Annotated in this window: 18 protein-coding genes; 8 read left to right on the top strand and 10 right to left on the bottom strand. The window is 69.0% G+C overall.

Annotation, left to right across the window (positions count from 1 at the left end; all coding sequences use genetic code 11):
* Positions 1-182: 182 nt before the first annotated feature.
* The 5 genes from glgX to ACIBVN_RS37855 all read left to right on the top strand — a co-directional run bounded on the left by glgX (position 183) and on the right by ACIBVN_RS37855 (position 8,175).
* Positions 183-2,276, top strand: a complete 2,094-nt coding sequence (glgX, locus tag ACIBVN_RS37835) for a glycogen debranching protein GlgX (protein ID WP_397144902.1) — start codon at positions 183-185, stop codon at positions 2,274-2,276.
* Entirely contained in the window at positions 2,269-4,407 is a 2,139-nt protein-coding gene (gene treY, locus ACIBVN_RS37840; RefSeq protein ID WP_397144904.1) for a malto-oligosyltrehalose synthase, read from the top strand. The genes glgX and treY overlap by 8 nt, the downstream gene beginning before the upstream one ends.
* Positions 4,397-6,112, top strand: a complete 1,716-nt coding sequence (gene treZ / locus ACIBVN_RS37845; RefSeq protein WP_397144906.1) for a malto-oligosyltrehalose trehalohydrolase — start codon at positions 4,397-4,399, stop codon at positions 6,110-6,112. The genes treY and treZ overlap by 11 nt, the downstream gene beginning before the upstream one ends.
* A 152-nt stretch (positions 6,113-6,264) precedes the next feature.
* Entirely contained in the window at positions 6,265-7,251 is a 987-nt protein-coding gene (locus tag ACIBVN_RS37850) for a hypothetical protein (RefSeq protein ID WP_397144908.1), read from the top strand.
* A 339-nt stretch (positions 7,252-7,590) separates the two neighbouring features.
* The gene (locus ACIBVN_RS37855) at positions 7,591-8,175 is read left to right on the top strand and encodes a hypothetical protein (protein ID WP_397144910.1); all 585 of its coding nucleotides are present in this window, start codon (positions 7,591-7,593) and stop codon (positions 8,173-8,175) included.
* Positions 8,176-8,286: 111 nt separating this feature from the next.
* Here ACIBVN_RS37855 and ACIBVN_RS37860 read toward each other — a convergent pair whose 3' ends face one another.
* From ACIBVN_RS37860 to ACIBVN_RS37900, 9 genes are all read right to left on the bottom strand, one after another.
* Positions 8,287-9,882 carry an FAD-dependent monooxygenase gene (locus ACIBVN_RS37860; RefSeq protein WP_397144912.1) on the bottom strand — a complete coding sequence of 532 codons (1,596 nt, stop codon included), beginning with the start codon at positions 9,880-9,882 and terminating at the stop codon, positions 8,287-8,289.
* Positions 9,883-10,307: 425 nt separating this feature from the next.
* Positions 10,308-10,601, bottom strand: coding sequence for an MTH1187 family thiamine-binding protein (locus tag ACIBVN_RS37865; RefSeq protein ID WP_397144914.1), 294 nt, complete (start codon positions 10,599-10,601; stop codon positions 10,308-10,310).
* 166 nt (positions 10,602-10,767) lie between these two features.
* Positions 10,768-11,088 carry a hypothetical protein gene (locus tag ACIBVN_RS37870; RefSeq protein ID WP_349450539.1) on the bottom strand — a complete coding sequence of 107 codons (321 nt, stop codon included), beginning with the start codon at positions 11,086-11,088 and terminating at the stop codon, positions 10,768-10,770.
* Between the two features lie 10 nt (positions 11,089-11,098).
* Positions 11,099-11,776: a uracil-DNA glycosylase gene (locus ACIBVN_RS37875; protein ID WP_397144917.1), complete on the bottom strand. Its 678-nt coding sequence runs from the start codon at positions 11,774-11,776 to the stop codon at positions 11,099-11,101.
* Between the two features lie 69 nt (positions 11,777-11,845).
* Positions 11,846-13,213: a M1 family metallopeptidase gene (locus ACIBVN_RS37880; protein ID WP_397144919.1), complete on the bottom strand. Its 1,368-nt coding sequence runs from the start codon at positions 13,211-13,213 to the stop codon at positions 11,846-11,848.
* Positions 13,214-13,285: 72 nt separating this feature from the next.
* The gene (locus ACIBVN_RS37885; RefSeq protein WP_397144921.1) at positions 13,286-14,185 is read right to left on the bottom strand and encodes a carbohydrate ABC transporter permease; all 900 of its coding nucleotides are present in this window, start codon (positions 14,183-14,185) and stop codon (positions 13,286-13,288) included.
* Positions 14,182-15,561: an ABC transporter permease subunit gene (locus ACIBVN_RS37890; RefSeq protein ID WP_397144923.1), complete on the bottom strand. Its 1,380-nt coding sequence runs from the start codon at positions 15,559-15,561 to the stop codon at positions 14,182-14,184. The genes ACIBVN_RS37885 and ACIBVN_RS37890 overlap by 4 nt, the downstream gene beginning before the upstream one ends.
* 12 nt (positions 15,562-15,573) lie before the next feature.
* On the bottom strand, positions 15,574-16,899 hold the full coding sequence (locus ACIBVN_RS37895; protein WP_397144925.1) for an ABC transporter substrate-binding protein: 1,326 nt from the start codon (positions 16,897-16,899) through the stop codon (positions 15,574-15,576).
* Between the two features lie 7 nt (positions 16,900-16,906).
* Positions 16,907-18,154, bottom strand: a complete 1,248-nt coding sequence (locus ACIBVN_RS37900) for an ABC transporter substrate-binding protein (RefSeq protein WP_397144927.1) — start codon at positions 18,152-18,154, stop codon at positions 16,907-16,909.
* Between the two features lie 130 nt (positions 18,155-18,284).
* Between ACIBVN_RS37900 and ACIBVN_RS37905 the strand changes: the two genes are divergently transcribed.
* The 3 genes from ACIBVN_RS37905 to ACIBVN_RS37915 all read left to right on the top strand — a co-directional run bounded on the left by ACIBVN_RS37905 (position 18,285) and on the right by ACIBVN_RS37915 (position 21,860).
* Complete coding sequence (locus ACIBVN_RS37905; protein ID WP_397144929.1) at positions 18,285-18,791, top strand: PadR family transcriptional regulator; 507 nt, start codon at positions 18,285-18,287, stop codon at positions 18,789-18,791.
* Positions 18,788-19,516 carry an ABC transporter ATP-binding protein gene (locus ACIBVN_RS37910; protein WP_397144931.1) on the top strand — a complete coding sequence of 243 codons (729 nt, stop codon included), beginning with the start codon at positions 18,788-18,790 and terminating at the stop codon, positions 19,514-19,516. The genes ACIBVN_RS37905 and ACIBVN_RS37910 overlap by 4 nt, the downstream gene beginning before the upstream one ends.
* Before the next feature lie 67 nt (positions 19,517-19,583).
* Positions 19,584-21,860, top strand: coding sequence for an FtsX-like permease family protein (locus tag ACIBVN_RS37915; protein ID WP_397144933.1), 2,277 nt, complete (start codon positions 19,584-19,586; stop codon positions 21,858-21,860).
* On the opposite strand, the gene treS is transcribed toward ACIBVN_RS37915, so the two are convergent.
* Positions 21,847-23,538, bottom strand: a complete 1,692-nt coding sequence (treS, locus tag ACIBVN_RS37920) for a maltose alpha-D-glucosyltransferase (RefSeq protein ID WP_397144935.1) — start codon at positions 23,536-23,538, stop codon at positions 21,847-21,849. The genes ACIBVN_RS37915 and treS overlap by 14 nt on opposite strands.
* Positions 23,539-23,670: the final 132 nt, after the last annotated feature.

Here is a 23,670-nt window from a genome sequence, read left to right on the forward strand (position 1 = left end):
GCCAGGATCGGCGGCGGCAAACCCATGCTGGGGTGCGTGGGCCGCCGCCGATACCGCGCCGTCGGGGGCGGCTCACCCTGTTCAGCTGGAGTAACGACGTGGCGACGGTGGAAGGAACAAAGCGGCTTGTCGGGTTGAGCGGGGGAACGGAACATGGGGAGAGACACCGCAAGGGAGCCTCGATGATCGAGATCTGGCCGGGTGACCCCTATCCCCTCGGGGCGACCTATGACGGCGCGGGCACGAACTTCTCGCTTTACACCGAAGTCGCGGACGCGGTCGAGCTGTGCCTGTTCGACGAGGACAACGTCGAGTCGAGGGTGCCGCTCACGGAGGTCGACGGGTTCATCTGGCACGGCTACCTGCCGGGGATCGGGCCGGGCCAGCGCTACGGCTACCGGATCCACGGGCCCTACGACCCGGCGAGCGGCCTGCGGTGCAACGCGAGCAAGCTGCTGCTCGACCCGTACGCCATGGCCATCGAGGGCGGCGTGACCTGGAACGAGGCGGTCTACGGCTACCGGTTCGGCCAGCCCGACACGCGCAACGACGTTGACTCGGCCCCGTACGTGCCGCGCTCCATCGTGATCAACCCGTTCTTCGGCTGGGGGCACGACCGGCCGCCCGCGACGCCGTACCACGACACCGTGATCTACGAGGCCCACGTGCGGGGCCTGACGATCAGCCATCCAAAGATCCCCAAGCACCTGCGCGGCACGTACGCGGCGCTCGGCCACCCCGAGATCCTCGACCACCTCACCAAGCTCGGGGTGACGGCGCTGGAGCTCATGCCGGTGCACCAGTTCGTCACCGACCACATCCTGGAGCAGCGCGGGCTGTCCAACTACTGGGGCTACAACTCGATCGGGTTCTTCGCGCCGCACAACCGCTACTCCAGCCAGGGGCAGCGCGGCGGGCAGGTGCTCGAGTTCAAGGCCATGGTCAGGGCGCTGCACGAGGCCGGCATCGAGGTCATCCTCGACGTCGTCTACAACCACACCGCCGAGGGCAACCACCTCGGGCCGACGCTGGGGTTGAGGGGGATCGACAACCTCAACTACTACCGGCTGCTCGAGAACGACAAGCGGTACTACGTGGACACCACGGGCACGGGCAACAGCCTGCTCATGCGCTCGCCGCACGTCCTGCAAATGATCATGGACTCGCTCCGCTACTGGGTCATCGAGATGCACGTCGACGGGTTCCGCTTCGACCTGGCCTCGACCCTGGCCAGGGAGCTGCACGAGGTCGACCGGCTGAGCTCGTTCTTCGACCTGGTGCAGCAGGACCCGGTGCTCTCACAGGTCAAGCTGATCGCCGAGCCGTGGGACGTGGGGCCGGGCGGATACCAGGTCGGGAACTTCCCGTCCCGGTGGACGGAGTGGAACGGGCGCTACCGCGACACGATCCGCGACCTGTGGCGCGGGCAGGCGGCCACGCTGCCGGAGTTCGGCTCCAGGTTCACCGGGTCGAGCGACCTCTACCAGGACGACAGCCGCCGCCCCGCCGCCTCGATCAACTTCGTCACCTGCCACGACGGCTTCACCCTGCAGGACCTCGTGTCGTACAACGTCAAGCACAACGAGGCGAACAAAGAGGGCAACCGCGACGGCACCGACGACAACAGGTCCTGGAACTGCGGCGAGGAGGGCCCGGCGGGCGACGCGGTGGAGTCGCTGCGCGAGCAGCAGAAACGCAACTTCCTCACCACGCTCTTCCTGTCGCAGGGCGTGCCGATGCTCTCCCACGGCGACGAGCTGGGCCGCACCCAGAAGGGCAACAACAACGGCTACTGCCAGGACAACGAGCTGACCTGGGTCGACTGGTCCGACGTCCGGGAGAACTGGCTGCTGCTGGAGTTCACCCAGAGCCTGGCCGCGCTGCGCAAGAAACACCCGGTCTTCCGCCGCAGGCGCTTCTTCTACGGCAAGCCGGTACGCGGCCTGAACGACATCGCGTGGCTCACCCCGTCAGGGGAGGAGATGACCGACAGCGACTGGACCGTCGGATACGCCAAGTCGCTGGCCGTGTTCCTCAACGGCGACGCCATCACCGAGCCGGACCGCCGCGGCCGCCCGATCAGGGACGACTCGTTCCTGCTGCTGTTCAACGCCCACTACGACACCATCAAGTTCACGATCCCCAAGGATTACGGCGAGATGTGGCAGACCGAGATCGACACCGCCATGCCGATCAAGCTCGACGCGCGGACGTGCCGCGGCGGCGAGGCCATCGCGGTGCCCGGCCGCAGCGTGCAGGTGCTGCGCCGTGTCTAGGCCCTCCTCCACCTACCGGGTCCAGCTGACCCCCGACTTCGGCTTCGCCCAGGTGGCCGAGATCGCCGGCTACCTGCGCGACCTCGGCGTCAGCCACGTCTACCTGTCGCCGATCCTGCAGTCCACGCCCGAGTCGCGCCACGGCTACGACGTCACCGACCACTCCAGGATCAGGGAGGAGTTCGGCGGGGCGACGGGGTTCAGGGAGATGGCGCAGCAGCTCGCCGCGCACGACCTCGGCATCGTGGTGGACATCGTGCCGAACCACATGAACACCGTCAACGCGCAGTTCTGGTCGGTGCTCCAGGACGGGGCCGCCTCGCCGTACGCGAAGTGGTTCGACATCGACTGGTCCGAGGGGAAGGTCGCCCTGCCCGTTCTCTGGGACGACACGGAGCCGTACGTGGACGGCGACGTGCTGCGTTACCACGAGCACGCCTACCCCTACCCCGGCCACTACCGGCTGGCCGGCTGGCGCGAGGGGCCCGGTTACCGGCGCTTCTTCGACGTTTCGTCGTTGATCGGGCTACGGGTCGAGGATCCCTCCGTGCTGTTCGCCACGCACGAGGTGATCTTCTGGCTGCTCGACGAGGGGCTGGTGGACGGCCTGCGCGTCGATCACCCCGACGGGCTGGCCGACCCGCGGGGCTACCTCGAACGGCTGCGCGCCAGGGCGGGCGAGACCTGGACCGTGGTCGAGAAGATCCTCATCGGGCCGGAGCGGTTGCCGGGTGACTGGGCCTGCGACGGCACCACCGGCTACGACGTGCTCAACCGCGTCAACGGCCTCTTCGTGGATCCCGCCGGGAAAACTCCGCTTGTCCAGCTTTTTGCGGACATGACCGGGCAGCCCTCCGAGTACCGGCCCGTGATGGCGCAGGCCAAGCGGGAGGTGCTCGACCTGTTCTTCGGTGCCGAGGTCGAGCGGTTGGCCGACGCCGCCTGCCAGGACCCCGCCGCCGTGCGCGAGCTGCTCGCCGCGATGCCGGTCTATCGCGCGTACGTGGTGCCGGGCGAGCCGCCGCCGCCCGAGTCCGTCGAGATCGTCGAGCTGGCCGCCGAGGCGTGCTCGCCCGCCGTGCTGCCGCTCGCCCGCGAGGTCCTGTACGGCTCCGCCGAGGCGATCGTGCGCTTCCAGCAGGCGTGCGGTCCGGTCATGGCCAAGGGCGTGGAGGACACGGCGCTCTATCGGTGGTATCCGCTGGCCTGCCTCAACGAGGTGGGCGGGGAGCCGGACGCGTTCGGGGTGTCGGTGGAGGAGTTTCACGACTTCTGCGCGGAGATGCGGCCGTACACGATGACCACGCTGTCCACGCACGACACGAAGCGGTCGGAGGACGTGCGCGCCCGGCTGTCGGTGTTGTCGGAGATGCCCGAGGAGTGGGCCGCCGCGGTGTCGTCGTGGTCGTCCTCGGTGCGCTTCGATCCCCATCTCGACTACCTGGCCTGGCAGAACCTCATGGCCGCCTGGCCGATCTCGGTCGAGCGGTTCACCGACTACCTGCTCAAGGCGGCGCGGGAGGCCAAGACCGCTATTTCCTGGATAAATCCGGATCCGTCCTATGAGCGAGGCCTGCGGGAGTTCGCGGAGGCGGCCGTGCGGCTGCCGGTGGGTGAGTTCGCCGCGCGCATCGAGCCCTTCGCGACGTCGAACTCGCTCGGAGCCAAGCTCGTGCAGCTCATGATGCCCGGAGTGCCCGATGTGTACCAAGGCAATGAGACCACCGACTTCTCGCTCGTCGATCCCGACAACCGGCGGCCCGTGACGTACCCCCGTAAACCGGAGAGCTCGTGGGACGCCGCCAAACTGCTGGTGACGACGCAGGCGCTGCGGCTGCGCCGACGGCTCGGGGGCGCGGCGCCGTACCTGCCGCTGTGGGCGGACGGGCCCGCCGCGGAACACGTGATCGCCTTCGCCCGGGGCAACCGGCTCGACCGGCCGCAGGCCGTCGCGGTCGCCACCCGGCTCCCCGTGCGCCTTGCCCGGTCGGGATGGGGCTCCACGTCCCTGACGCTTCCCTCTGGGACCTGGCGGGACCTGCTCACCGGCGGCCTCCACACGGGGCGGATCCCGCTCGCGCACCTGCTCGGTCAGTATCCGGTCGCACTCCTGGAGAGACATGATCTTTGAGGTCTGGGCACCGAAGGCCGCAGCCGTCGAACTGTCCGTCGGGGACGTCCGCCACGCGATGTCGCGCGGGGCGGGGGGTTGGTGGTCGGTCGAGGTGGCGGGGGCCTCGCACGGCACGCGGTACGCGTACCTGGTGGACGGCGACGGGCCGTACCCGGATCCCCGGTCACGGCGGCAGCCGGAGGGGATCTTCGGGCCCAGCGCGGTGTACGACCATGCTCGCTTCACCTGGTCCGACCACGACTGGAAGGGCCGTGACCTGCGGGGGGCCGTGATCTACGAGCTGCACGTGGGGACGTTCACGCCGGAGGGGACGTTCTCGGCGGCCATCGAGAAGCTGCCGCACCTCGTGGAGCTCGGAGTCGACTTCGTGGAGGTCATGCCGGTCGCGCCCGTGCCCGGGGGGCGTAACTGGGGGTACGACGGGGTGGATCTGTACGCGGTGAACGAGACGTACGGGGGGCCCGACGGGCTCAAGTCGTTCGTGGACGCGTGCCATCGGGCCGGGATCGGGGTCATCCTGGACGTCGTCTACAACCATCTCGGGCCGTCGGGGAACTTCCTGCACCCATTCGGCCCTTATTTTTCCGGATTTAAGGGCAGTTATTGGGGCGATGCGGTCAATCTGGACGGGCCGGACTCCGACGAGGTGCGGCGGTACTTCGTCGGTAACGCCGTTCAGTGGCTGCGCGACTACCATATCGACGGTCTGCGGCTGGACGCCGTGCACGCGCTGCACGACCGCCGCGCCGGGCACCTGCTGGCGGAGCTGTCGGAGGAGATCGACGCGCTGGCCTGCTCGGTCGGCCGCCCCCTGTCGCTGATCGCCGAGTCCGACCTGAACGACCCGCGCATGGTGCGCTCCCTCGACGCCGGTGGCCTGGGCATGACGGCGCAGTGGGACGACGACGTACACCATGCCCTGCACTGCGCGGTGAGCGGGGAGTCGCACGGCTACTACTCGGACTTCGCCTCGCTGCCGGCGCTGGCCAAGGTGCTGACCTCGGGCGTGCTGCACGACGGGAGCTATTCGGCCTTCCGCGGTCGCAGCCATGGCCGCTCGTTCGCGGGCGTGCCCGGGCACCGGCTGGTGGCCTGCGTCCAGAACCACGACCAGATCGGCAACCGGCCCGAGGGCGATCGGCTGCCCATCCCCGCGCTCAAGCTGGGGGCAGGACTGCTGCTGAGCTCGCCGTTCACGCCGATGCTCTTCATGGGGGAGGAGTGGGGGGCGCGGACACCGTTCCTGTTCTTCTCCGATCATGTGGAGCCCGCGCTCCGCGACAGCGAGGGCGCGCGGAGGGAGCGCGAGTTCGAGGGGTTCGGGTACGCGTGGGACGCGCCGGACCCCTCGGACGAGGAGACGTTCCTGCGGTCGAAACTGGACTGGAGCGAGGCCAAGGAGGAGGCGCACTGGTCGCTGCTGTGCTGGTACCGCGACCTGATCGCGCTGCGCAAGGCGCTGCCCGAGCTGTCGGATCCGCGGCTGGACCGGGTCCGGGTGGAGGTGGATCCGCTGGAGAAGTGGCTGCTGATGTGGCGGGGCTCGGTGGCCGTGGCCGTGAACTTCGCGCAGGAGTCGGTCACGGTGCCGGTGTCGCCGGGGACGGTGCTGCTGGCGTCGGACGACCCGGTGGTGGCGGACGGTGCGAAGCTGCGCCTCCCGGCCCAGTCCATGGCCATCTTGCAGCCTGCCCTCCCCTGAGGGGCCATTGGAGAGCCGTTGTCCACAGGCAGGATCGCACTTCCGGGCGCCGTCCACAGAACCCCGCTCCACTCCACCCAAGCGGTGCCCGATCTCCGATGATCCTGAGTGCCTCACCGACTTCTCTTCGGCGCATGGAGTTGCACTCAGCTATGAAGATCATCCTCCCTTTGCCCGGCACGCTCACGTCCCTCTTCATCGTGGCCATGGAGCAGTTGCTGTTCGACGTGGAGTCGTTCGTGCCCTGGCGCATCAGCGGCCCGTACAGGAGAGCCGCGATCAGCGCCATGGGCGGCGGAGCCCTGGCGGTGACCCATCACCGGACCCCATGGAGACCGACCGCGGTCAACCTCACAGACGACCAAAGACGCCGCCTACGGCGCACCGGACAACACGTGGTGGTCTCCACGACCGCGCCCCCGCACGAGCTCCCTTCCGGCGCCCAGGTCGCGAGGGCGGTCGCCCGCGCCCTGGCCCGCGAATGCGACGGCCTGCTGCTCGACCCTGTGACGGGCTCCACCATCCTCACGTGCGGCAGATGCGCGGGCGAGCCCACGGACTTCCGCCTCAACGACGACTGGCTGTCCTGGGACGTCCAGGTCCACGACGCCGCGACCTGCCCGCCCTGGGACCCGGCGGACACGGGCGTGTGCGACTGCCTCCGCGTCACATCCCGGGGCCTGCGCCGCTTCGCCCTCCCGGAGATCACCCTCGACGGCGCCGCCTGCGCCCACAACCTCTGCGCGACCAACCTTCTGCGCGCAGTGGCCCATCGCCTGGTCACAGACCACCTGGCCTACCTCGCCGCCCACCCGGAGGCCACCGAACGCGAGATCGACGACTTCCTCCACATCCACCCCTCGGACCAGCCGGACGGCGGCCTGCCGTTCGGCGTTCAGCTGACGCCGTACGACGCGGACCTGGGCGGACTCGGCCGCTCAGGCACCATCCGCCGCCTGAAGATCGGCCCGCCTCCGGGCACAGGCCAGATCACCTGCCTCAAGGTCGGCCCACCTTCGGGCTTCCCCGGCTCCCTGAACGACTGGCTGTGCGCGACCCGGACAACGGTCCACCCCCCTCTCGCGTTGATCGACTGCCATCCCGCTACCCCGCCACGAACGCCTGCTATCGCAGCCTGACGCCGACGTTGGGAAAGTGCCCTTTCGAGGGCTTGCCCGCCCGCGCTGGGGCGGCGCCTCATCGGACGCCCGTCCGCGCCGCACCCATGCCGGCTCGGCCGTAGTCATTGCTTGAGCGGCCGTAGGGCATCGGCGAGCCGGCATGGGTTGCTGGTGGCTGCGGCATACCGCCGGGGTTGGGCGGGTCGCTGGTCGTCGACGTCGTCTCGTTCGGGCGGAGGGTGCTGCAACGGATGAGGCTGGTGAGACGGCTATGACCAGATTTGTTGATAAAAGTGCCTGATTGTCCTGAACCAAAATGGGGCGTCTGCCCGTCCAAGTGACGTGATCCCGTTTGAGATGATCGACGAAGATCTGCATACGGCCCGCCGGCGGGCCCACAGATGGGAGATGCTGCACGAGCGTCGCGCGGTCGTGGCCGGTCTGATGCGCGAGGCCCAGCAGGAGCTCGATGCGGCCGAGCTGTGGGATCAGGAGCGGGTGGCCCTCGGGGAGGCGAGGCTGGGGGCGTACCGGGTCGTGCTCGCGGAGGTGGATCAGGAGCTGGCCGAAGTGGGGCCAGCGCGGGAGCTCTACCAGGAGCTGCTGGCACGTGAGGAGCGGCGGCTGGCCCTGTCGGCCGATCCCCGGGGCGCTGAGCTGCTGGAGATCGGGCGGTTGCTGGCCGAGTTGGATGTTGAGCTGCCTGCCTGGGAATGTGCCAGGGCGGCCGGGTTCGCGGTCCTGCGTGGTGAGGGGGTGGTGAGCGAGTTCGTCCGGAAGGTGGCGGCGCTCGGCATCGCGATGGAGGCCGGCGTGGAGGGGATGAGCGCCGTCCATGACCTGGTCGAACGGCTGGGGGAGCGTTGCCGCGAGCTGGAGCGGCTACGTGACCAGCTGCGGGCTCGCCGCGAGGAAGTGCTCCTCGGCTGTGCTGGGCGCTGAGTCTGGGGGTCAGGTCGAGTTCGTATCCGGTTGCGGCCGGGTGGGGATGCTGTGGCGAGCCCGGCACCGGAGGCGGAAGCGGTGCCGGGCCGTCCCGTGGTGGGTCGGTCGTCAGCGGCTGAGGACCTGCCTCAGGACGTGCTCCAGGGTCGCTGCCGGGTCCGCGGCGGGGCCGGCGGAGCGCCAGGCCACATAGCCGTCCGGCCGGACCAGTACGGCGCCGCCCCCGCTGACTCCGTACCGCTCCCGGAAGCGCTCCTCCACGTCCATCAGCTCCTCATCCACCACCACCCGCGTGAGCTGGATCCCCAGCCGTTCCTTGATCACGCGCCCGGCGTCCATCCAGAGCTGGCCCCCCTCCCTGTCGGCCAGCAGCACGAAACCGGAGCCGAACAGGTCGATGGTCGAGATGCGCTGCCCCTCCCAGTCGAGGGTCACGTGAGGGGCGCGGCTGCCGGGGCGTCCGTTCGGTACGCGGGGGTCCTCCAGGATCGAGCCGTCGTCGCCGGGTTCGTCCAGGATCGCCGTGGAGTGATAGCGGAATCCGATGATGGCGCCCAAAGGGTCCTCGAGGGGTTCCGGGTAACCGGCGCGGGCCGCGGGAGGCATGCGCACGCCGAGGTTGGCGAGCTGGGCGTCGGCCGTCAGGGTGCTGATCGGGCGGCGTTCGGCGTCGTACGTGTCGAGGAAGGCGGGCCCTGCCTGGCCCGTGACGACCAGCCAGAGACGCCAGGCGAGGTCGCAGCCGTCCTGGAGTGCCGTGCTGCCGCCCTGTCCGCCGGTGGGCGGCATGGTGTGAGCCGCGTCCCCGGCGAAGAAGACTCGGCCCACGCGGTATGCGTCGGCCAGCACATGCGCCATGGCGAAGGACGTCTTGTCCAGCACGCGGACGTTCAGATCCGGCCGGCCGGTCGCGATCCGTACCAGGTCTGTGCAGCGCTCCTCGGTGAAGTCCGCCTCGCTCTCGCCCTCGGCGTAGTTGACGCCCAGCACGTGCGCTCCCACCCCGGTGCCGGTCACGATCACGCCGGTGAAGACGTCGTTCTGCAGGTACCAGAGCGTGACCTCGCGCTCGCGCACCAGCCCGGTCAGGTCGGCGTCGAACATGATCGAGCACATCTGGCCCAGCTCGCCCTTGCCTGAAACAGGCACGTTGAGGCGGCTGCGAAGCGGGCTCCGGTACCCGTCGGCGGCCACCACGTAGTCGGCCCGCACGAGGTGGTCCCCGCTCTCGTCGCGGATGACCGCCGTCACGCCGTCGTCGTCCTGCTCCAGCGAGACCAGCTCGGTCGAGAAGCGCAGGTCGGCGCCCAGTTCCTCGGCCTTGAACCGCAGCAGCCGCTCGATCTCGGCCTGCGGCGCCCCCACCTGCGCGACGGGCGTGATGTCGGCCAGGAAGGCCAGGTCCTCACGCTCGTCGTTCATGATCATGTGGGGATTCGGGTCGGCGAGGCTCTTGGCGATGGCTATGCGCATGCTCTCGCCGATGCCCTGCCAGATTTCGCTGAGCTCCTGCTCTATGCCCGGTACGGGACGCAGCAGCTCGACGGCTCGCGGGCCGACGCCGAACGCCTTCGGCTGGACCGAGGTGCTCGGATGCTTCTCCACCAGCATGACGGGTACGTCGCGCCACGCCAGGAGCATCGCCGTGCTCAGACCCGCGTACCCACCGCCCACCACGAGGACGGGGACCCGCTCTTGTTCCATGCTTCTCCACCTCCGGGAACGCGTAGTATCGCGTTTGCGGCTGAGCGACACGATATGTCGCGTCTAAAGGTCGGGTCAAGACATATCTCGATTTAGGGTGAGGGTGGGGGTGGATGTGGAGATTGGGGCGGAGATGCGAACCGGCTCGGAGGGCGCGACGCGGGGCTGGGCTGGTGTCCGACGAACGGCTCATCGTGGGGCAGGACGGCTCGTCGTGGTGCCCAGGTTGGCTCATCGCGATGGCTCATCGCGGTGCTCAGGACGGCCCGTCGTGGTGCTCAGGACGGCGCATGGTGGAGGCCCAGGTGGGGACGATCGCACACCAAACGGCAACGCGGGCCGCAGCGGGAGAGCGCGGTTCCGCGTCTACAGGCGCGTGAATGGCTCCTGGAGGACGATCAACCCCGGAGCCAGGGGTGTGGGGGTCAGGGGGAGAGGTGGCGTTCCAGGGACTCGAGCTTGCTGGTCATCCCGTCCCTGACCCCTTCACGGAGGTCGGCCTTGAGCACCAGGCTCACCCGGGGCGCGACCTCCGCCACCGCGTCCACCGCGCGCTTGACGACGTCCATGACCTCGTCCCACTCGCCCTCGATCGTGGTGAACATCGCATCAGTCCGGTTGGGCAGCCCGCTGTCGCGGACCACCTTGACGGCGCGGGCGACGGGCTCGGCGACCCCTTCGCCGACGCCCAGCGGGGTGATGGAGAATGCGACGATCACTGCTGCCCCCTTGCGGTCTGCCGGAGGGTTTCGATCTTAGCGAGGTCCCGAGTCGGCCCGGCATGCGGAACGACCCCGACGCGCCGGCGAAAGGCCCCGCGCACCCGCCGTGACGAAGCCTCGCGAAAGCCACGACGTTTCCGAACGCCGTGGCCGCCGCAGTACGTCACGCGTGGTCGTGCTCGTCTTCCTCTTCCTCGCTCGGCCCCTCCGACGGCTCCACCCCGAGCACGGCCTCGCGCGGCTCGATCTCGGTGATGTGGTCGACGAGCTGCAGCACGTGGTCGGGCTCGATCAGCCACTGCAGCGCCGAGGCGCCGGTCTCGTCGGAGGCGACCAGCTCGGCCTGCTCGGTGCGCTCCTCTTCGGTGAGATCGGCGTCGGGGTGCCTGATCTCGGCCAGCGCCGCCGCCTGCAGCGCGTCAACGTCGAGCACCTCGACGGTCAGCTCGACCGTGAGGCGCAGGAATTTCGGTTCATCACTCATGGCGACGACTTTAGGGCAGCTTCCACTCGACAGGGGTGGCGCCCTGCTGAATGAGCAGCTCATTGGCCCGGCTGAACGGGCGCGAGCCGAAGAAGCCGCTGCGGGCCGAGAGCGGGGAGGGGTGGGCGGACTCGATGCGGGGGACGTCGCCCAGCATGGGCGCCAGATTGCGCGCGTCGCGGCCCCAGAGGATGGCGACCATCGGCTTGTTTCGGGCCACGAGCGCGTGGATGGCCTGCTCGGTGACCTGCTCCCAGCCCTTGCCCCGGTGGGAGGCGGGCTTGCCGGGCATCACGGTGAGGACCCTGTTGAGCAGCAGGACGCCCTGCTCGGCCCATGGCGTCAGGTCGCCGTTGGCGGGGCGGGGGAGGCCGAGGTCGGTCTCCATCTCCTTGTAGATGTTGACCAGGCTGCCCGGCAGCGGCCGCACCTCGGGAGCCACCGAGAACGACAGGCCGACCGGGTGACCGGGTGTGGGGTAGGGGTCCTGGCCCACGATCAGCACCTTGACCTCGTCGAAGGGCTGGTTGAAAGCACGCAGCACATGCGCGCCCGCGGGCAGGTACTGCCTGCCTTCGGCGATTTCCTTACGCAGGAACTCGCCCATCTGGGAGATCTGCTCGCCGACGGGCTCGAGGGCGTGGGCCCATCCGGCTTCGACGACTTCGTTCAAGGGACGACCGACCATGGCCGTTGAGCTTATCTAGGTCTGGTACGGCTTGCTGCCGAAACATCGGCTCAAGCCGTACCAGAATGATCACAGCGACGGCTTGCCCGGCTTGAAGAGCCAGGCGTCGAAGAGGGCGTCGAGCTGCTTGCCGGACACCCGCTCCGACAGGGCGATGAAGGCGGCCGTGTCGGCATTGCCGTACTTGTGGTCAGAGGCCCACGTGCGCAGGATCGTGAAGAAGGCGTCGTCGCCCACCGTGCGGCGCAGGACGTGCAGCGTCATCGCGCCGCGGTCGTAGACCGGGTCGTGGAAGAGGTTGGCCGGGCCGCCCGGGTCGGCAGGGGGCGTCTGCCAGAAGTCGTCGTCGGCGGCCCGCGCGTAGGCCGTGTCGAACGAGCTCTGCACGGTGCGGGTGCCCTGCTTGTCCGCCCAGAGCCATTGCGCGTATGTGGCGAAGCCCTCGTTGAGCCAGATGTCGCGCCAGCGCGTCGGCGTAACGGAGTCGCCGAACCACTGGTGCGCCAGCTCGTGGGCCAGCAATGACTCGCTCGGCACGCGGGGGTAGACGGGCCGGCTCTGGGTCTCCAGGGCGTAGCCGACCTCCGGCGCGTGGTCGGCGATCCCGCCGGTGGAGGAGAACGGGTACGGGCCGAAGAGCGAGCTGAAGTAGTCGAGCACGGGAGCGTGCCGTTCGGCGAAGCCCTGGGCGCCGTCGGCGAGCTTGGGGTCCACGGCGGTGATCACGCGGTAGCGGCCGACCCGGGTGTCGGAGAGCTGGAATTTCCCGATCGACACCGTGGCCAGGTAACTCGCCATCGGCTCGCGGGAGTCCCATACGTACGTGGTGCGCTCGCCCCTCGACTCCTTCGCCACCAGATCACCATTGGCGACGGCCACCCGGGTGCTGGGCACGGTCACGGTGAAGCGGTAGGTGGCCTTGTCTGTCATGTGGTGATTGCCGGGGTACCAGGTCATCGCGCCCTGAGGCTCGTTGGCGTTGAACACGCCATCGCTCGTCCGGATCCATCCGTCCCGGGAGCCGTCGGGGTCGACGACGTGCGCCGGCCTGCCGTCGTACCGGACCTCGACGGAGAAATCCCGTCCGGGGGACAGTGCGGCAGTGATCACCAGCTCCGAGCCGCTCTGGGAGAACGTGGCGGCCCGGCCGTCAACCGTCACGGAGCGCACCGAGAGCGTGCTGACGAGGTCCAGGTCGAACCGGCTCAGCGCCTGCGTGGCGCGCGCCGAGATCCGCGCCACCCCGGCCAGGCGGTTGGAGCTCGGGTCGTAGTCGAGCGTGAGGTCGTAGTGGCCGGCGTCGTAGCCGCCGTTCCCCTGCTCGGGGAAGTAGGGGTCGCCCGCGCCCGGCGCGCCGGGCTGGGCGTCGTGCGCGACGGCGGGGGCGAGGGGGAGGGTGATGAAGGCTGCTGCGGCGAGGGCGAGAAGACGCTTCATGAAGGACCATCTAAACCGCGCGAGCCGGCGTTACGGGTGCCCGCCACGCCGACGGGCGGGCACTCGTAACCGCTACTTAACAGATCCGGCCATCATGCCCTGGACGAAGTACCGCTGGAACGCGAAGAACAGGACCAGCGGAATGATCAGCGACAGGAACGCACCGGACGAGAGGATGTCGACGTTCGACCCGAACTGCCGCATCTGAGACTGCAGGGCCTTGGTCATCGGCTGGTTGTCGGGGTTGGCGAAGACCAGCGCGATGAGCATGTCGTTCCACACCCACAGGAACTGGAAGATGCCGAGCGAGGCGATGGCGGGCTTGCCCAGCGGGAACACCACCGACACGAAGATCTTCCACTCCGGCGCCCCGTCCATCCTGGCCGCCTCCAGCAACGAGGCGGGGATGCCGACGAAGAAGTTGCGGAGCAGGAAGATCGCGAACGGCAGGCCGAACGCGGTGTGGAACAGCACCACGCCCGGGATCGAGCCGAAGATCCCGATGCCTCCGTAGAAGGACGCGATGGGGATCAGCGCGATCTGGATGGGCACGATCAGCAGGCCGACCACGATGAGGAAACCCAGGTCCCGCCCGGGGAACTCCATCCACGCGAACGCGTAGGCGGCCATGGCCGCGATGCCGATCACCAGGATCGTGGTCGGCACCGTGATCGCCACGGTGTTCCAGAAGGACGCGGTGAAGCCGCTGGCCAGCAGGTCCTGGTAGTTGGCGAGGGTCAGCTCGGCCGGCTTGGTGAAGACTGTCCACCAGCCTTCGGCGTTGTTGACATCCGTCGTGCGCATCGAGACGACCAGCAGGCCCAGCGTCGGCACCAGCCAGAACAGGCCGAGCACCACCATGATCACCTGTACGGCGGTGCTGCCGATCCGGTCCACGATCTTGCTCAGCACGCTCCTGCGCGGCGCCCCCGTCTCGAGCCCGGACGGCACGGTAGCGGTCGCAGTGGTCATGACTCTCCCCTCCTGAACCGGCGGATATTCATGATCATGAAGGGGAGGACCAGAATCAGCAGGAAGATGGCCAGTGCGCTGCCCAGGCCCTGGTTGTTCCCGCCGCCGAACGACACGCGCCACATCTCCAGCGCGATCACATTCGCCTTGGGCTGGACCGAGCCCGGCGCGATGATGAAGACCAGGTCGAACACCTTCAGCGTATTGATGATCATCGTCACGAAGACGACGAGCAGCACCGGCGACAGCAGCGGCACGGTGATCTTGCGGAACACCTGCCACTCCGTGGCGCCGTCGATGCGGGCCGCCTCCAGCGCGTCACGCGGGATCGCCGCGAGGCCCGCCGCGATCAGCACCATGGCGAACCCGGCCCACACCCAGATGAACGCGCCGATGATCGCCGGGGTGATAAGTGCCTCGCCGAGCCAGTTCAGGCCGCCGTAGGCAGCCTGGAAGTTCGACTGCGGGAGCCGTACGACATAGGAGCCGGCGGGCAGGCCCTCGAAGCGGAACGAGCCGTCGTCGGCCGTCGTGGCGGTCCCGGCGACCTTGCCGTTCTGCACCGCCTCGACGGTCATGCCCGGCAGGCCCTTCTCCGAGCCGTCCACCGCGCCGTTCTTGCCGCCGCCACCTGGGGTGAAGTCGAACCACACGGTCCCCGACAGGCCGCCGCCGGCCGCGGGGGCCTTGGCGGCCTGGGCGTTGGCCGGCATGATCTCCGGCTTGACGCCCACGATGGGGATCAGCACCGGCTGGCCGGCCTGGACGGGCTGCTTGGTGACGACCGTGCCGCCCTCGGCGGCGACGGGCGACTGGTCGCCCTCGCGCGGGCGCGCCTCCGGGTAGCCCTGCGAGGAGGAGAACGTGTCGTGCACGGTGGTGAGCACGGCGTTGGCCAGACCCTTGTCGGGGTCCTGCTCGTAGACCAAGCGGAAGATCACGCCGGCCGCCATCAGGGAGACCGCCATGGGCATGAACACGATCAGCTTGAACGCCGTCGCCCACCTGATCCGCTCGGTCAGCACCGCGAAGATCAGTCCCAGCGTGGTGACCAGGATCGGCGCGACGACGACCCAAATGAGGTTGTTGCGGATCGTGGTGAGCGTGCCGGGGTCGGTGAAGATGGTGCCGTAGTTGCCCAGTCCCACGAATCCGGTGCCCGCCGAGTCGAACAGGCTCCGGAAGATGGAGTAGACGATCGGATAGACCACCCAGATGCCCAGCAGGAGCGCCGCCGGGAGGAGGAAGGCGATGGCGACCGCCGGCGAGGGGCCGAGGCGTCGGTCTGTACGGGGGGTTTCAGCCGGTCCGGTGGCGGGCCCGCCCGCGATTTCCGCGGGCGGGACCTGCTGCGGGCCGTCCAACCGTTCGGTCACGGCCTTACCTCTCTACTTCCAGGCCTTCTTGGCCTCGGCTTCGAGTGTGGCCTGCGTGCCCTTGATGTCGCTCGGGTTGCGCAGGAAGTCCTGCAGCGCCTTCCACTCGCCCTTGCCGTCGGTGCCGCCGAACGCGCTCGGCGCCAGGTCCGACATGTCGTAGCGGACGGTGTCGCCGGCCGAGACGATCGTCTGGCCGAGCTGCTTGGTCAGCTCGTCGGGGTAGTTGTCGGGCGAGACGTTCTTGTTGGGCGACAGGTAGCCGGGCAGCTTGGCCCAGACCTCGCCGCCCTCCTTGGAGGCCAGGAACTGCAGCAGTGCCATCGCACCAGGGGAGTCCTTCATCGCGACCGCGACGTCGCCGCCCAGGACGACGGGCGCCGTGTCACCGGCCTTGGGGAACGGGAAGTACTTGGCGTCCTCGCCCACCTTGGCCTTCGACTGCACAGCGGTGACCGCCACGAAGTCGGCCTCGATCACCATGGCCGCCTTCTTGGTGCCGTAGACCTTGGTCGCGCAGGTCGGGAAGTCGGTCTGCAGGGCGCCGGCGTTGCCGTCGACCAGGAACTCCTTCTTGCCGATGATCTGCTGGATCTTCTCCAGCGCCGTGGTCACGGTCGGGTCCGTCCACGGGATCTCGTGCTTGGAGAGCTTGTCGTAGTTCTCGGGCCCGGCGGTGGACAGGTAGATGTTCTCGAAGAGGTCGGTCAGCGTCCAGCCGGAGGCGCCGCAGAACGAGAACGGTGCGGTGCCGGAGTCGGCGATGGTCTGCGCGTTCTTGATCAGCTCGTCCCAGGTGGTCGCCGGCTGCACGCCCGCGTCGTCGTACGCCTGCGCCCGGTACCAGACCAGCGACTTGTGCGCCGCCTTGATCAGCACGCCGTACACCTGGCTGTTGTAGGAGCCGAGCTCCTTCCAGTACGGGGTGTAGTTGGCGTCGATCTCCTTGATGACGTCGTCGGACAGCGGCTTGAGCGCGTTCTGCTTGCCGTACTGCTGCACCAGACCCGGCTGCGGGAGGATGGCCACGTCCGGCGGGTTCTTGCCCTGGATGCGCGGGCCGAGGTAGGCGCCGGTGTCCTCACCGGTGGAGGCGTAGGTGACCTCGGCGCCGGTCTTGTCGGTGAAGGCCTTGAGCACCTGCTCGAAGTTCTTCTGCTCGTCGCCGGTCCACTTGGCGGCGACCTCGAGCTTCACGCCCTGGAGCGGCTTGGCGCCGCCGGCGGGAGCCGACGCGGAACCCGAATCGGTGGGGGCGGTGGTCGTGGGGGCGTTGCCGCAGGCGGCGACGGCTACCGCGAGCCCGGCCAGGATGACTGCTGCTCTGGCTTTTCGCATTGCTGCCTCACTGGGTTCTGATGATCTCTTCGAGTTCTGACTTCATGGAGGCCGCGACGTCGTCGGCGGACTCGGTGGAGGGGTTGCCGAGCGCCTTGGCGACCGAACTGGCGATCACCAGGCTCAGCTGGTTGTAGTTGGCGCTCACCGGCCGTGCCTTGGCCGCGAGGATGCTCTCCTTGAGCACGGGCAGGTAGGGGAAGCGCCTGATCAGGGCGGGATCGTCGTAGAGCTCGGTCCACACGGGCGGGAACGAGCCCTCGGTGAGCACGCGGCGCTCGTTCTCCAGGCTCGTGAAGTAGCGGATGAACTCCTGCGCCGTGTGCTGATGCTTGGAGTACGCGCTGATCGCCAGGTTGGCGCCGCCCAGCGTGCTGGACCCGGGGCCGTTGAGCCCGGGCAGCCGGGTCACGCCCAGCTTCTTGCCCAGCTTCGCCCTGGCGGGGCCGTACGCGTGCGGCCAGTTGCGGGCGAAGGCCAGCCGGCCCTCCTGGAAGGCCAGGCGCGACTCCTCTTCCTTGTAGTTCAGCGAGTTCTCGGGTATCCAGCCCTCGCGCCGTCCCTGGAGCAGGAAGTCGAGCGCGATCTGAGCCTTGGCCGGATCGAGGGTCACCTCCGTGCCGTCCCGGTTGACGATCTGCCCGCCGGCGGACTGCAGGGCCTCGGAGAAGTTGACGGTGAGCCCTTCGTACGCCAGAAACTGCCCGGCATAGCCTCCAATATCGTGCTTTTTCGTGATTTGTCGTGCCTGGTCGCGAAGCTCCGCCCACGTCCGCGGCGGCTTCTTGACCAGGTCGGCCCGGTAATAGAGCAGCCCCGCGTTGCTCGTGTACGGGACGGCCCAGAGCTTGTTCTTGTAGACCGCCGTTTCCACGACGGGCGGCAGGAACCTGTCGAGCGGGAACAACCCGCGCTCCAGGGGGATGATCCAGCCGTTCTCCGCGAATTCGGCGGTCCAGACCACGTCGAGCCCCAGTACGTCGTACCGGCTGCTCTTGGCCTGGAGGTTGGCCACCATCTGAGCGCGCTGCTCGTCGGCGGCCTCGGGCAGTTCCAGCAGCGTCACCTTCTCCGCGGGGTGGGCTTGGTTCCAGCGGTCCAGCAGCGGTTGCAGGTATGCCGTGGTGTCGCGTCCGGTGGCGAACGTGATGGGGCCTGTGCCGCCCGTACCCGTGTCGCCGCCGTCCTCGTCGCCCGCAGGCGCGCATCCGGCCGCGACGAGGAGCACGGCCAAGGCGAGCGTCAGCGAGCGCACCTCTGTTTCCTCCAAGGTCAGAGGGGTTACATACGTGTTAGGTAGATGCATTCATGTTATGCACAGCTGTAATCTGTAGGTCAACGGATACCTACGTAACGCATTCGTAACACGGCGGGGAGGTGCGGCAGTGCGGCTTCACCTGCTGGCGCTCCTGGCCAAAGAGCCGGCTCACGGCTACGAGCTCAGGCAGGCGCTGGAGCAGACGTTCGGCAGCGCCTATCCCTCCCCCAACATCGGCCAGATCTACGTCACGCTCGGCAGGCTGGAGAAGGACGGTCTGATCAGGGCGGTGGGCGTCGAGCAGTCCAACCGGCCCAACAAGAAGGTCTACTACCTCACGGCCAAGGGTCGCGAAGTGCTCACCACCTGGGTGGACGAGCCCACGGAAGGCCCCAGGGTGCGCGACGAGTTCTTCATGAAGCTCGTGCTCGCCCCCCTCACCGGCATCGCCGACCGGATGGCGCTGATCAGCCGGCAGCGCCGCCACTACCTGTCGCTCATGAGCGATCTCAACGACCTCCTCGCCCGCACACCGCCGACCGACCGGGTCGCGACGCTCCTCATCGAGGGCGCCATGCTGCATCTGCAGGCGGATCTTGACTGGCTGGAGCGTTGTCAGGAGGATCTGGCATGAGCGCGGTTGTGAAAACGGTCAATCTGGTCAAAATCTACCAGGATGGCGCGGTGCCCGTGCCTGCCGTGCGCGGGGTGGACCTGCAGGTCGAGCCGGGTGAGTTCGTCGCGATCATGGGTCCTTCCGGCTCCGGGAAGTCCACGCTCGTCCACATGCTGGGCGGGCTCGACACCAGGACCAGCGGCGAGATCTGGCTCGACGGCAAGCGGGTCGACACGCTCTCCGAGAGCGCGTGGGCGCTGCTGCGGCGCAAGAAGGTCGGGTTCGTCTTCCAGTTCTTCAACCTCGTCGCCAACATGACCGTCGGCGACAACGTCGAGCTGCCCGCGCTGCTGGCCGGGGCCTCGCCCAAGGTGGCCCGCGAGCGCAGGGAGAGCCTGCTCGGCGCGCTCAACCTCACCGACCGCGCCGACGCCTCGCCCGCCCAGCTGTCCGGCGGCGAGCAGCAGCGGGTCGCGCTGGCCAGGGCGCTGGCCAACCAGCCCAGCGTGCTGCTGGCCGACGAGCCGACCGGCAACCTCGACAGCCGCAACACCCGTGACGTGCTCCGCCTGCTCAGCGACGTCCACAAGGAGGGACAGACGATCGTCATGGTCACCCACGACGCCCGCGTGGCCAGCCTGGCCGACCGGCTGGTGTCCCTGTTCGACGGGGAGATCGTGGACGACGGCCGCATCTCGCGCAGGCGCACGGGGACGGCCGGTGAGGTGATCGATCTTAGGTGAGCGAGCGAAGCGAGGGAACAATCGGACACAGCAGCGCAGCGCTCACAGGTCCGACGAAGGAGGACCTGTGAGCGCCACTTTGGCGGGGAGCCGGTGGATCAGGGCCGACCTGCGGGCCAGGAAGGCCCAGGCGGTGCTGACCGTGCTGACCGTGGCCGGGATAGTGGCCGCGCTGATCACCGCGGCGACCCTGCTCGAGGACGGCACCAACCCGTGGCGGAGCCTGTTCGCCCAGACCGACGGCGCGCATGTCTGGCTCTACACCGACGACAGCCCCCAGGTGGCCCTGGGCGGCATCGACGGCGTGACGCAGGTCGCAGGCCCGTACCGGTCGGCGCCCGTGACCGTGGCGCAGGAGGGCAAGAAGGAGCCTGCTGCGCTGCGCGCGATGCCCGCCACGCCGCCGCAGGTGGCGCACCCGGTGGTGGCCGAGGGCAGGTGGCTGGACTCCTCGCAGCCCGACGGGGTGGTCGTAGAGCGCTCTTTCGCCACCTCGCTGCGGCTCAGGATCGGCGCGCCCTTCACGATCATCGCGCTCAGCGGTGAGCGCCACACCCTGTACGTACGCGGCATCGCCGACTCCGCCGAGCAGGGCTTCTACCCCCAGTGGACGCCTGGCCTGGCCTACGTGCTGCCCGCCATGCTCAACCGCATCGAGCCCATGCTGAGCCGCAGCGAGTGGGTGACGGGGCTGCGCCTGGCCGACCCCGACGCCACGCAGGTGGTCTCGCAGCGGGTGGTCGTCATGCTGGAGGACGACCTCCAGCGCGTCTACACCTGGCGCGAGGTCCGGGCGGCCATGGAGCTGGACAACCGGCTGCTGGGCACGCTGCTGGCGCTGTTCGGGGTGGTCGGGCTCGTGGCCGCGGCGCTCGCGGTGGCCAACGCCGCCGGCGGCCGGGTGCTGGGCCAGCTCCGCGACCTGGCCACGCTCAAGTCGATGGGCTTCACCAGGGGCCAGATCGCGCTGCTGCTCCTGGTCGAGCACGGCGCTCTGGGGCTGCTCGGCGTCGCGATCGGCGCAGTGGTGGGCTGGGGCGTGACGGCGGTGGTGCTCGGCGCGACGTCCGTGGCGCCCATCCCCGTGCTGGCCATCGTCGCGGGCACGGCACTGGTGGTGCTGGCCGCGGTTGGGGTGCCCGCGTGGCGCGGCGGCCGCACGCCGCCGATCCCCGACGCGCCCGCCCTGCCGCCGCGCGGCCACCTGTCCAGGCTGGCCCGGCTGGCCCTGCTGGTACGCCTGCCGCCCGCGCTCGTCCTCGGCACCAGGGACGCCTTCACCCGGCGGGTCCCCGCGTTCCTGACGGCGTTCGGGGTGGCCGTGCCGATGATGATGATCACGATCGGGCTCGGCGTATGGGCCACGCTGGACAACTTCGCCGACCACCCCGAGCAGGTCGGCCAGCACGCCAGCCTGTACGTCAGGCCCGGCAGGCTGGCGCAGCTGGAGCCGGCCGAGGCCAAGCGCCTCGCCGAGCTGGACAGGGACGTGGCCCAGGTCTACCCGGGCGCCGACGTGAACGCCCTGGCCCCGGGCGAGGCCCGCTCGGTCCGCGTCCGGGCCATCGGCAGTTCGACGGAGCCCTACCCGTTCCCCGTGGTCGAGGGCCGCATGTACGACCGCCAGGGCGAGGCGGTGGCCGGTCAGGGCCTGCTCGACCTGCTCGGCGTCAAGATCGGCGACCGGGTGCGGCTGACCGTGGGCGGCACGCCGCTGATCGTCAGGATCGTCGGCAGGACCGTCGAGCCTGATCTGGACGGCGAAGTGATCTCAGTGGGGCTCGACAGCCTGGCGGCCAAGGACTCGGTGCCGCCCGAGTTCTACGCGCTGGCCCTGAAACCGGGCGCGGACAAGGCCGAGGTGCGCGGGCGGCTGCTGGCCGAGTCGGGTGAGAGCCTGGACATCCAGACCGCGGTCAACCCGGCGGACCGGCTGTCGATCATCCGGGTGGTGATCGTGGCGCTGATCGCCGTGCTCCTGCTGATCAGCCTGGCCAACCTGCTCACCGCCAGCGCGCTCGGCCTGCGTGACCACGCCTTCGACCTGGCCGTGCTGAAAGCCATGGGCCTGACGCCGCGCCAGGTCATGGCCACGCTCGTGACGGGCACGGGGCTGCTGGTCGTGCTCGGGGTCGGCGCGGGCGCCGCCGCGGGCATGTCCGTCGTGACCGGGCTGATCGACCTGCAGGGCCACACGAGCGGCGTCGGCGCGGGCATCGGGCGGGCGCCCTCGGCCCTGACGCTGGCCGTCGCCGTCGTGGTCGCCGTGGGCACGGCCCTCGCGGTGGCGCTCATTCCCGCCCGCCGCGCGGCCCGTGCCCAGGTGCCGGTCACTTCCCGCTGAGAGCCGCCTTTTTCTTCAGCGCGAACCAGTAGAAGCCGTGTCCCGGCAGGGTGAGCAGGTACGGCAGCTCGCCGATCGGCGGGAACTGCACCCCGCCCCGCGCCTCGACCGGGATCATCCCCTCGAACCTGCGCAGGTCCAGCTCGACCGGCTGCGGGAACTTCGACAGGTTGTTCACGCACAGCATGATGTCGTCGCGGTCCTCGCGGACGTAGGTGAGCACGGCGGGGTTCGAGGACCACATTTCCGTGTACGCCCCCACGCCGAACACCGGGTGCTTGCGCCGGATCTCCAGCATCTTGCGGGTGAAGTGGAGCAGCGAGCCCTCGTGGCGCTGCTGGGCCTCCACGTTGACCGCCTGGTAGCCGTAGATCGGGTCCATGACCGCGGGCAGGTAGAGCCGCCCGGGATCGGCCGCGGAGAAGCCGGCGTTGCGGTCGGGGCTCCACTGCATCGGCGTGCGGACCGCGTCGCGGTCCTCCAGCCAGATGTTGTCGCCCATGCCGATCTCGTCGCCGTAGTACATGATCGGCGAGCCGGGCAGGCTCAGCAGCAGCGCCGTGAACAGCTCGATCCGGTCGCGGTCGTTGTCGAGCAGCGGGGCGAGCCGCCGGCGGATGCCCAGGTAGGCCCGCATGCGCGGGTCCTTGGCGTACTCGTTGTGCATGTAGTCGCGCTCTTCCTCGGTCACCGTCTCGAGCGTGAGCTCGTCGTGGTTACGCAGGAAGATGCCCCACTGCGCCTTCTCTGGCAGCTTGGGCGTGCGCGACATGATCTCGGAGATCGGCTCGCGGGTCTCCTTCTTGACCGCCATGTAGATGCGCGGCATGAGCGGGAAGTGGAAGGCCATGTGGCATTCGTCGCCCCCCGTGGTGGGGTCGCCGAAGTACTCCACCACGTCCTCGGGCCAGCCGTTGGCCTCGGCCAGCAGCACCCGGTCGGGGTAGAGCCGGTCCACCTCGGTCCTGATCTTCTTCAGGTACGCGTGCGTCTCCGGCAGCCCGGCGCACGCCGTGCCCTCGCGCTCGAACAGGTAGGGCACCGCGTCCAGCCGGAAGCCGTCGATGCCCAGGTCCAGCCAGAACCGCAGGACCTCAAGCATGGCCTCCTGCACAGCCGGGTTGTCATAGTTCAGGTCCGGCTGGTGGTGGAAGAAGCGGTGCCAGTAGTACTGCTTGCGCACCGGGTCGTAGGTCCAGTTGGACTCCTCGGCCCCGATGAAGATCACCGGCGCGTCGGGGTAGGCCGTGGGGTGGTCGGCCCACACGTAGAAGTCGCCGTACGGACCCTCGGGGTCGTGCCGGGACGCCTGGAACCAGGGGTGGCGATCGCTTGTGTGGTTCATCACCAGGTCGGTGATGATCCGCAGGCCACGCTCGTGAGCCTTCTCGATCAGCTGCACGAAATCCCCCAGGTCACCGAAGTCAGGGAGGATCTTCATGTAGTCCGAGATGTCGTAACCGCCGTCGCGCAGCGGCGACTCGTACAGCGGCAACAGCCACAGGCAGTCCACGCCGAGCCACTCGAGGTAGCCCAGCTTCTCGATGAGACCGCGCAGGTCGCCGGTGCCGTCGCCGTTGGAGTCCTTGAACCCCCGGACGAGAACCTCGTAGAACACCGCCCGCTTGTACCAGGCTGGATCCTCCGAGACGAACGCCTCGGAGATCGGCTCCGGCATTGGGGATGCGTTGATCATATGTCGCTCACAGGAAGAGATGTGGGCAGGACGAAGTCACCGGTTACCCCGGCGTTTATCTGGTGACCGCGCCGCGTGGAGTCGTCATCCCTGCGAACCCCACTGCCCTTGACG

The organism is Nonomuraea sp. NPDC049400, from assembly GCF_044466425.1.
Taxonomy (GTDB): domain Bacteria; phylum Actinomycetota; class Actinomycetes; order Streptosporangiales; family Streptosporangiaceae; genus Nonomuraea.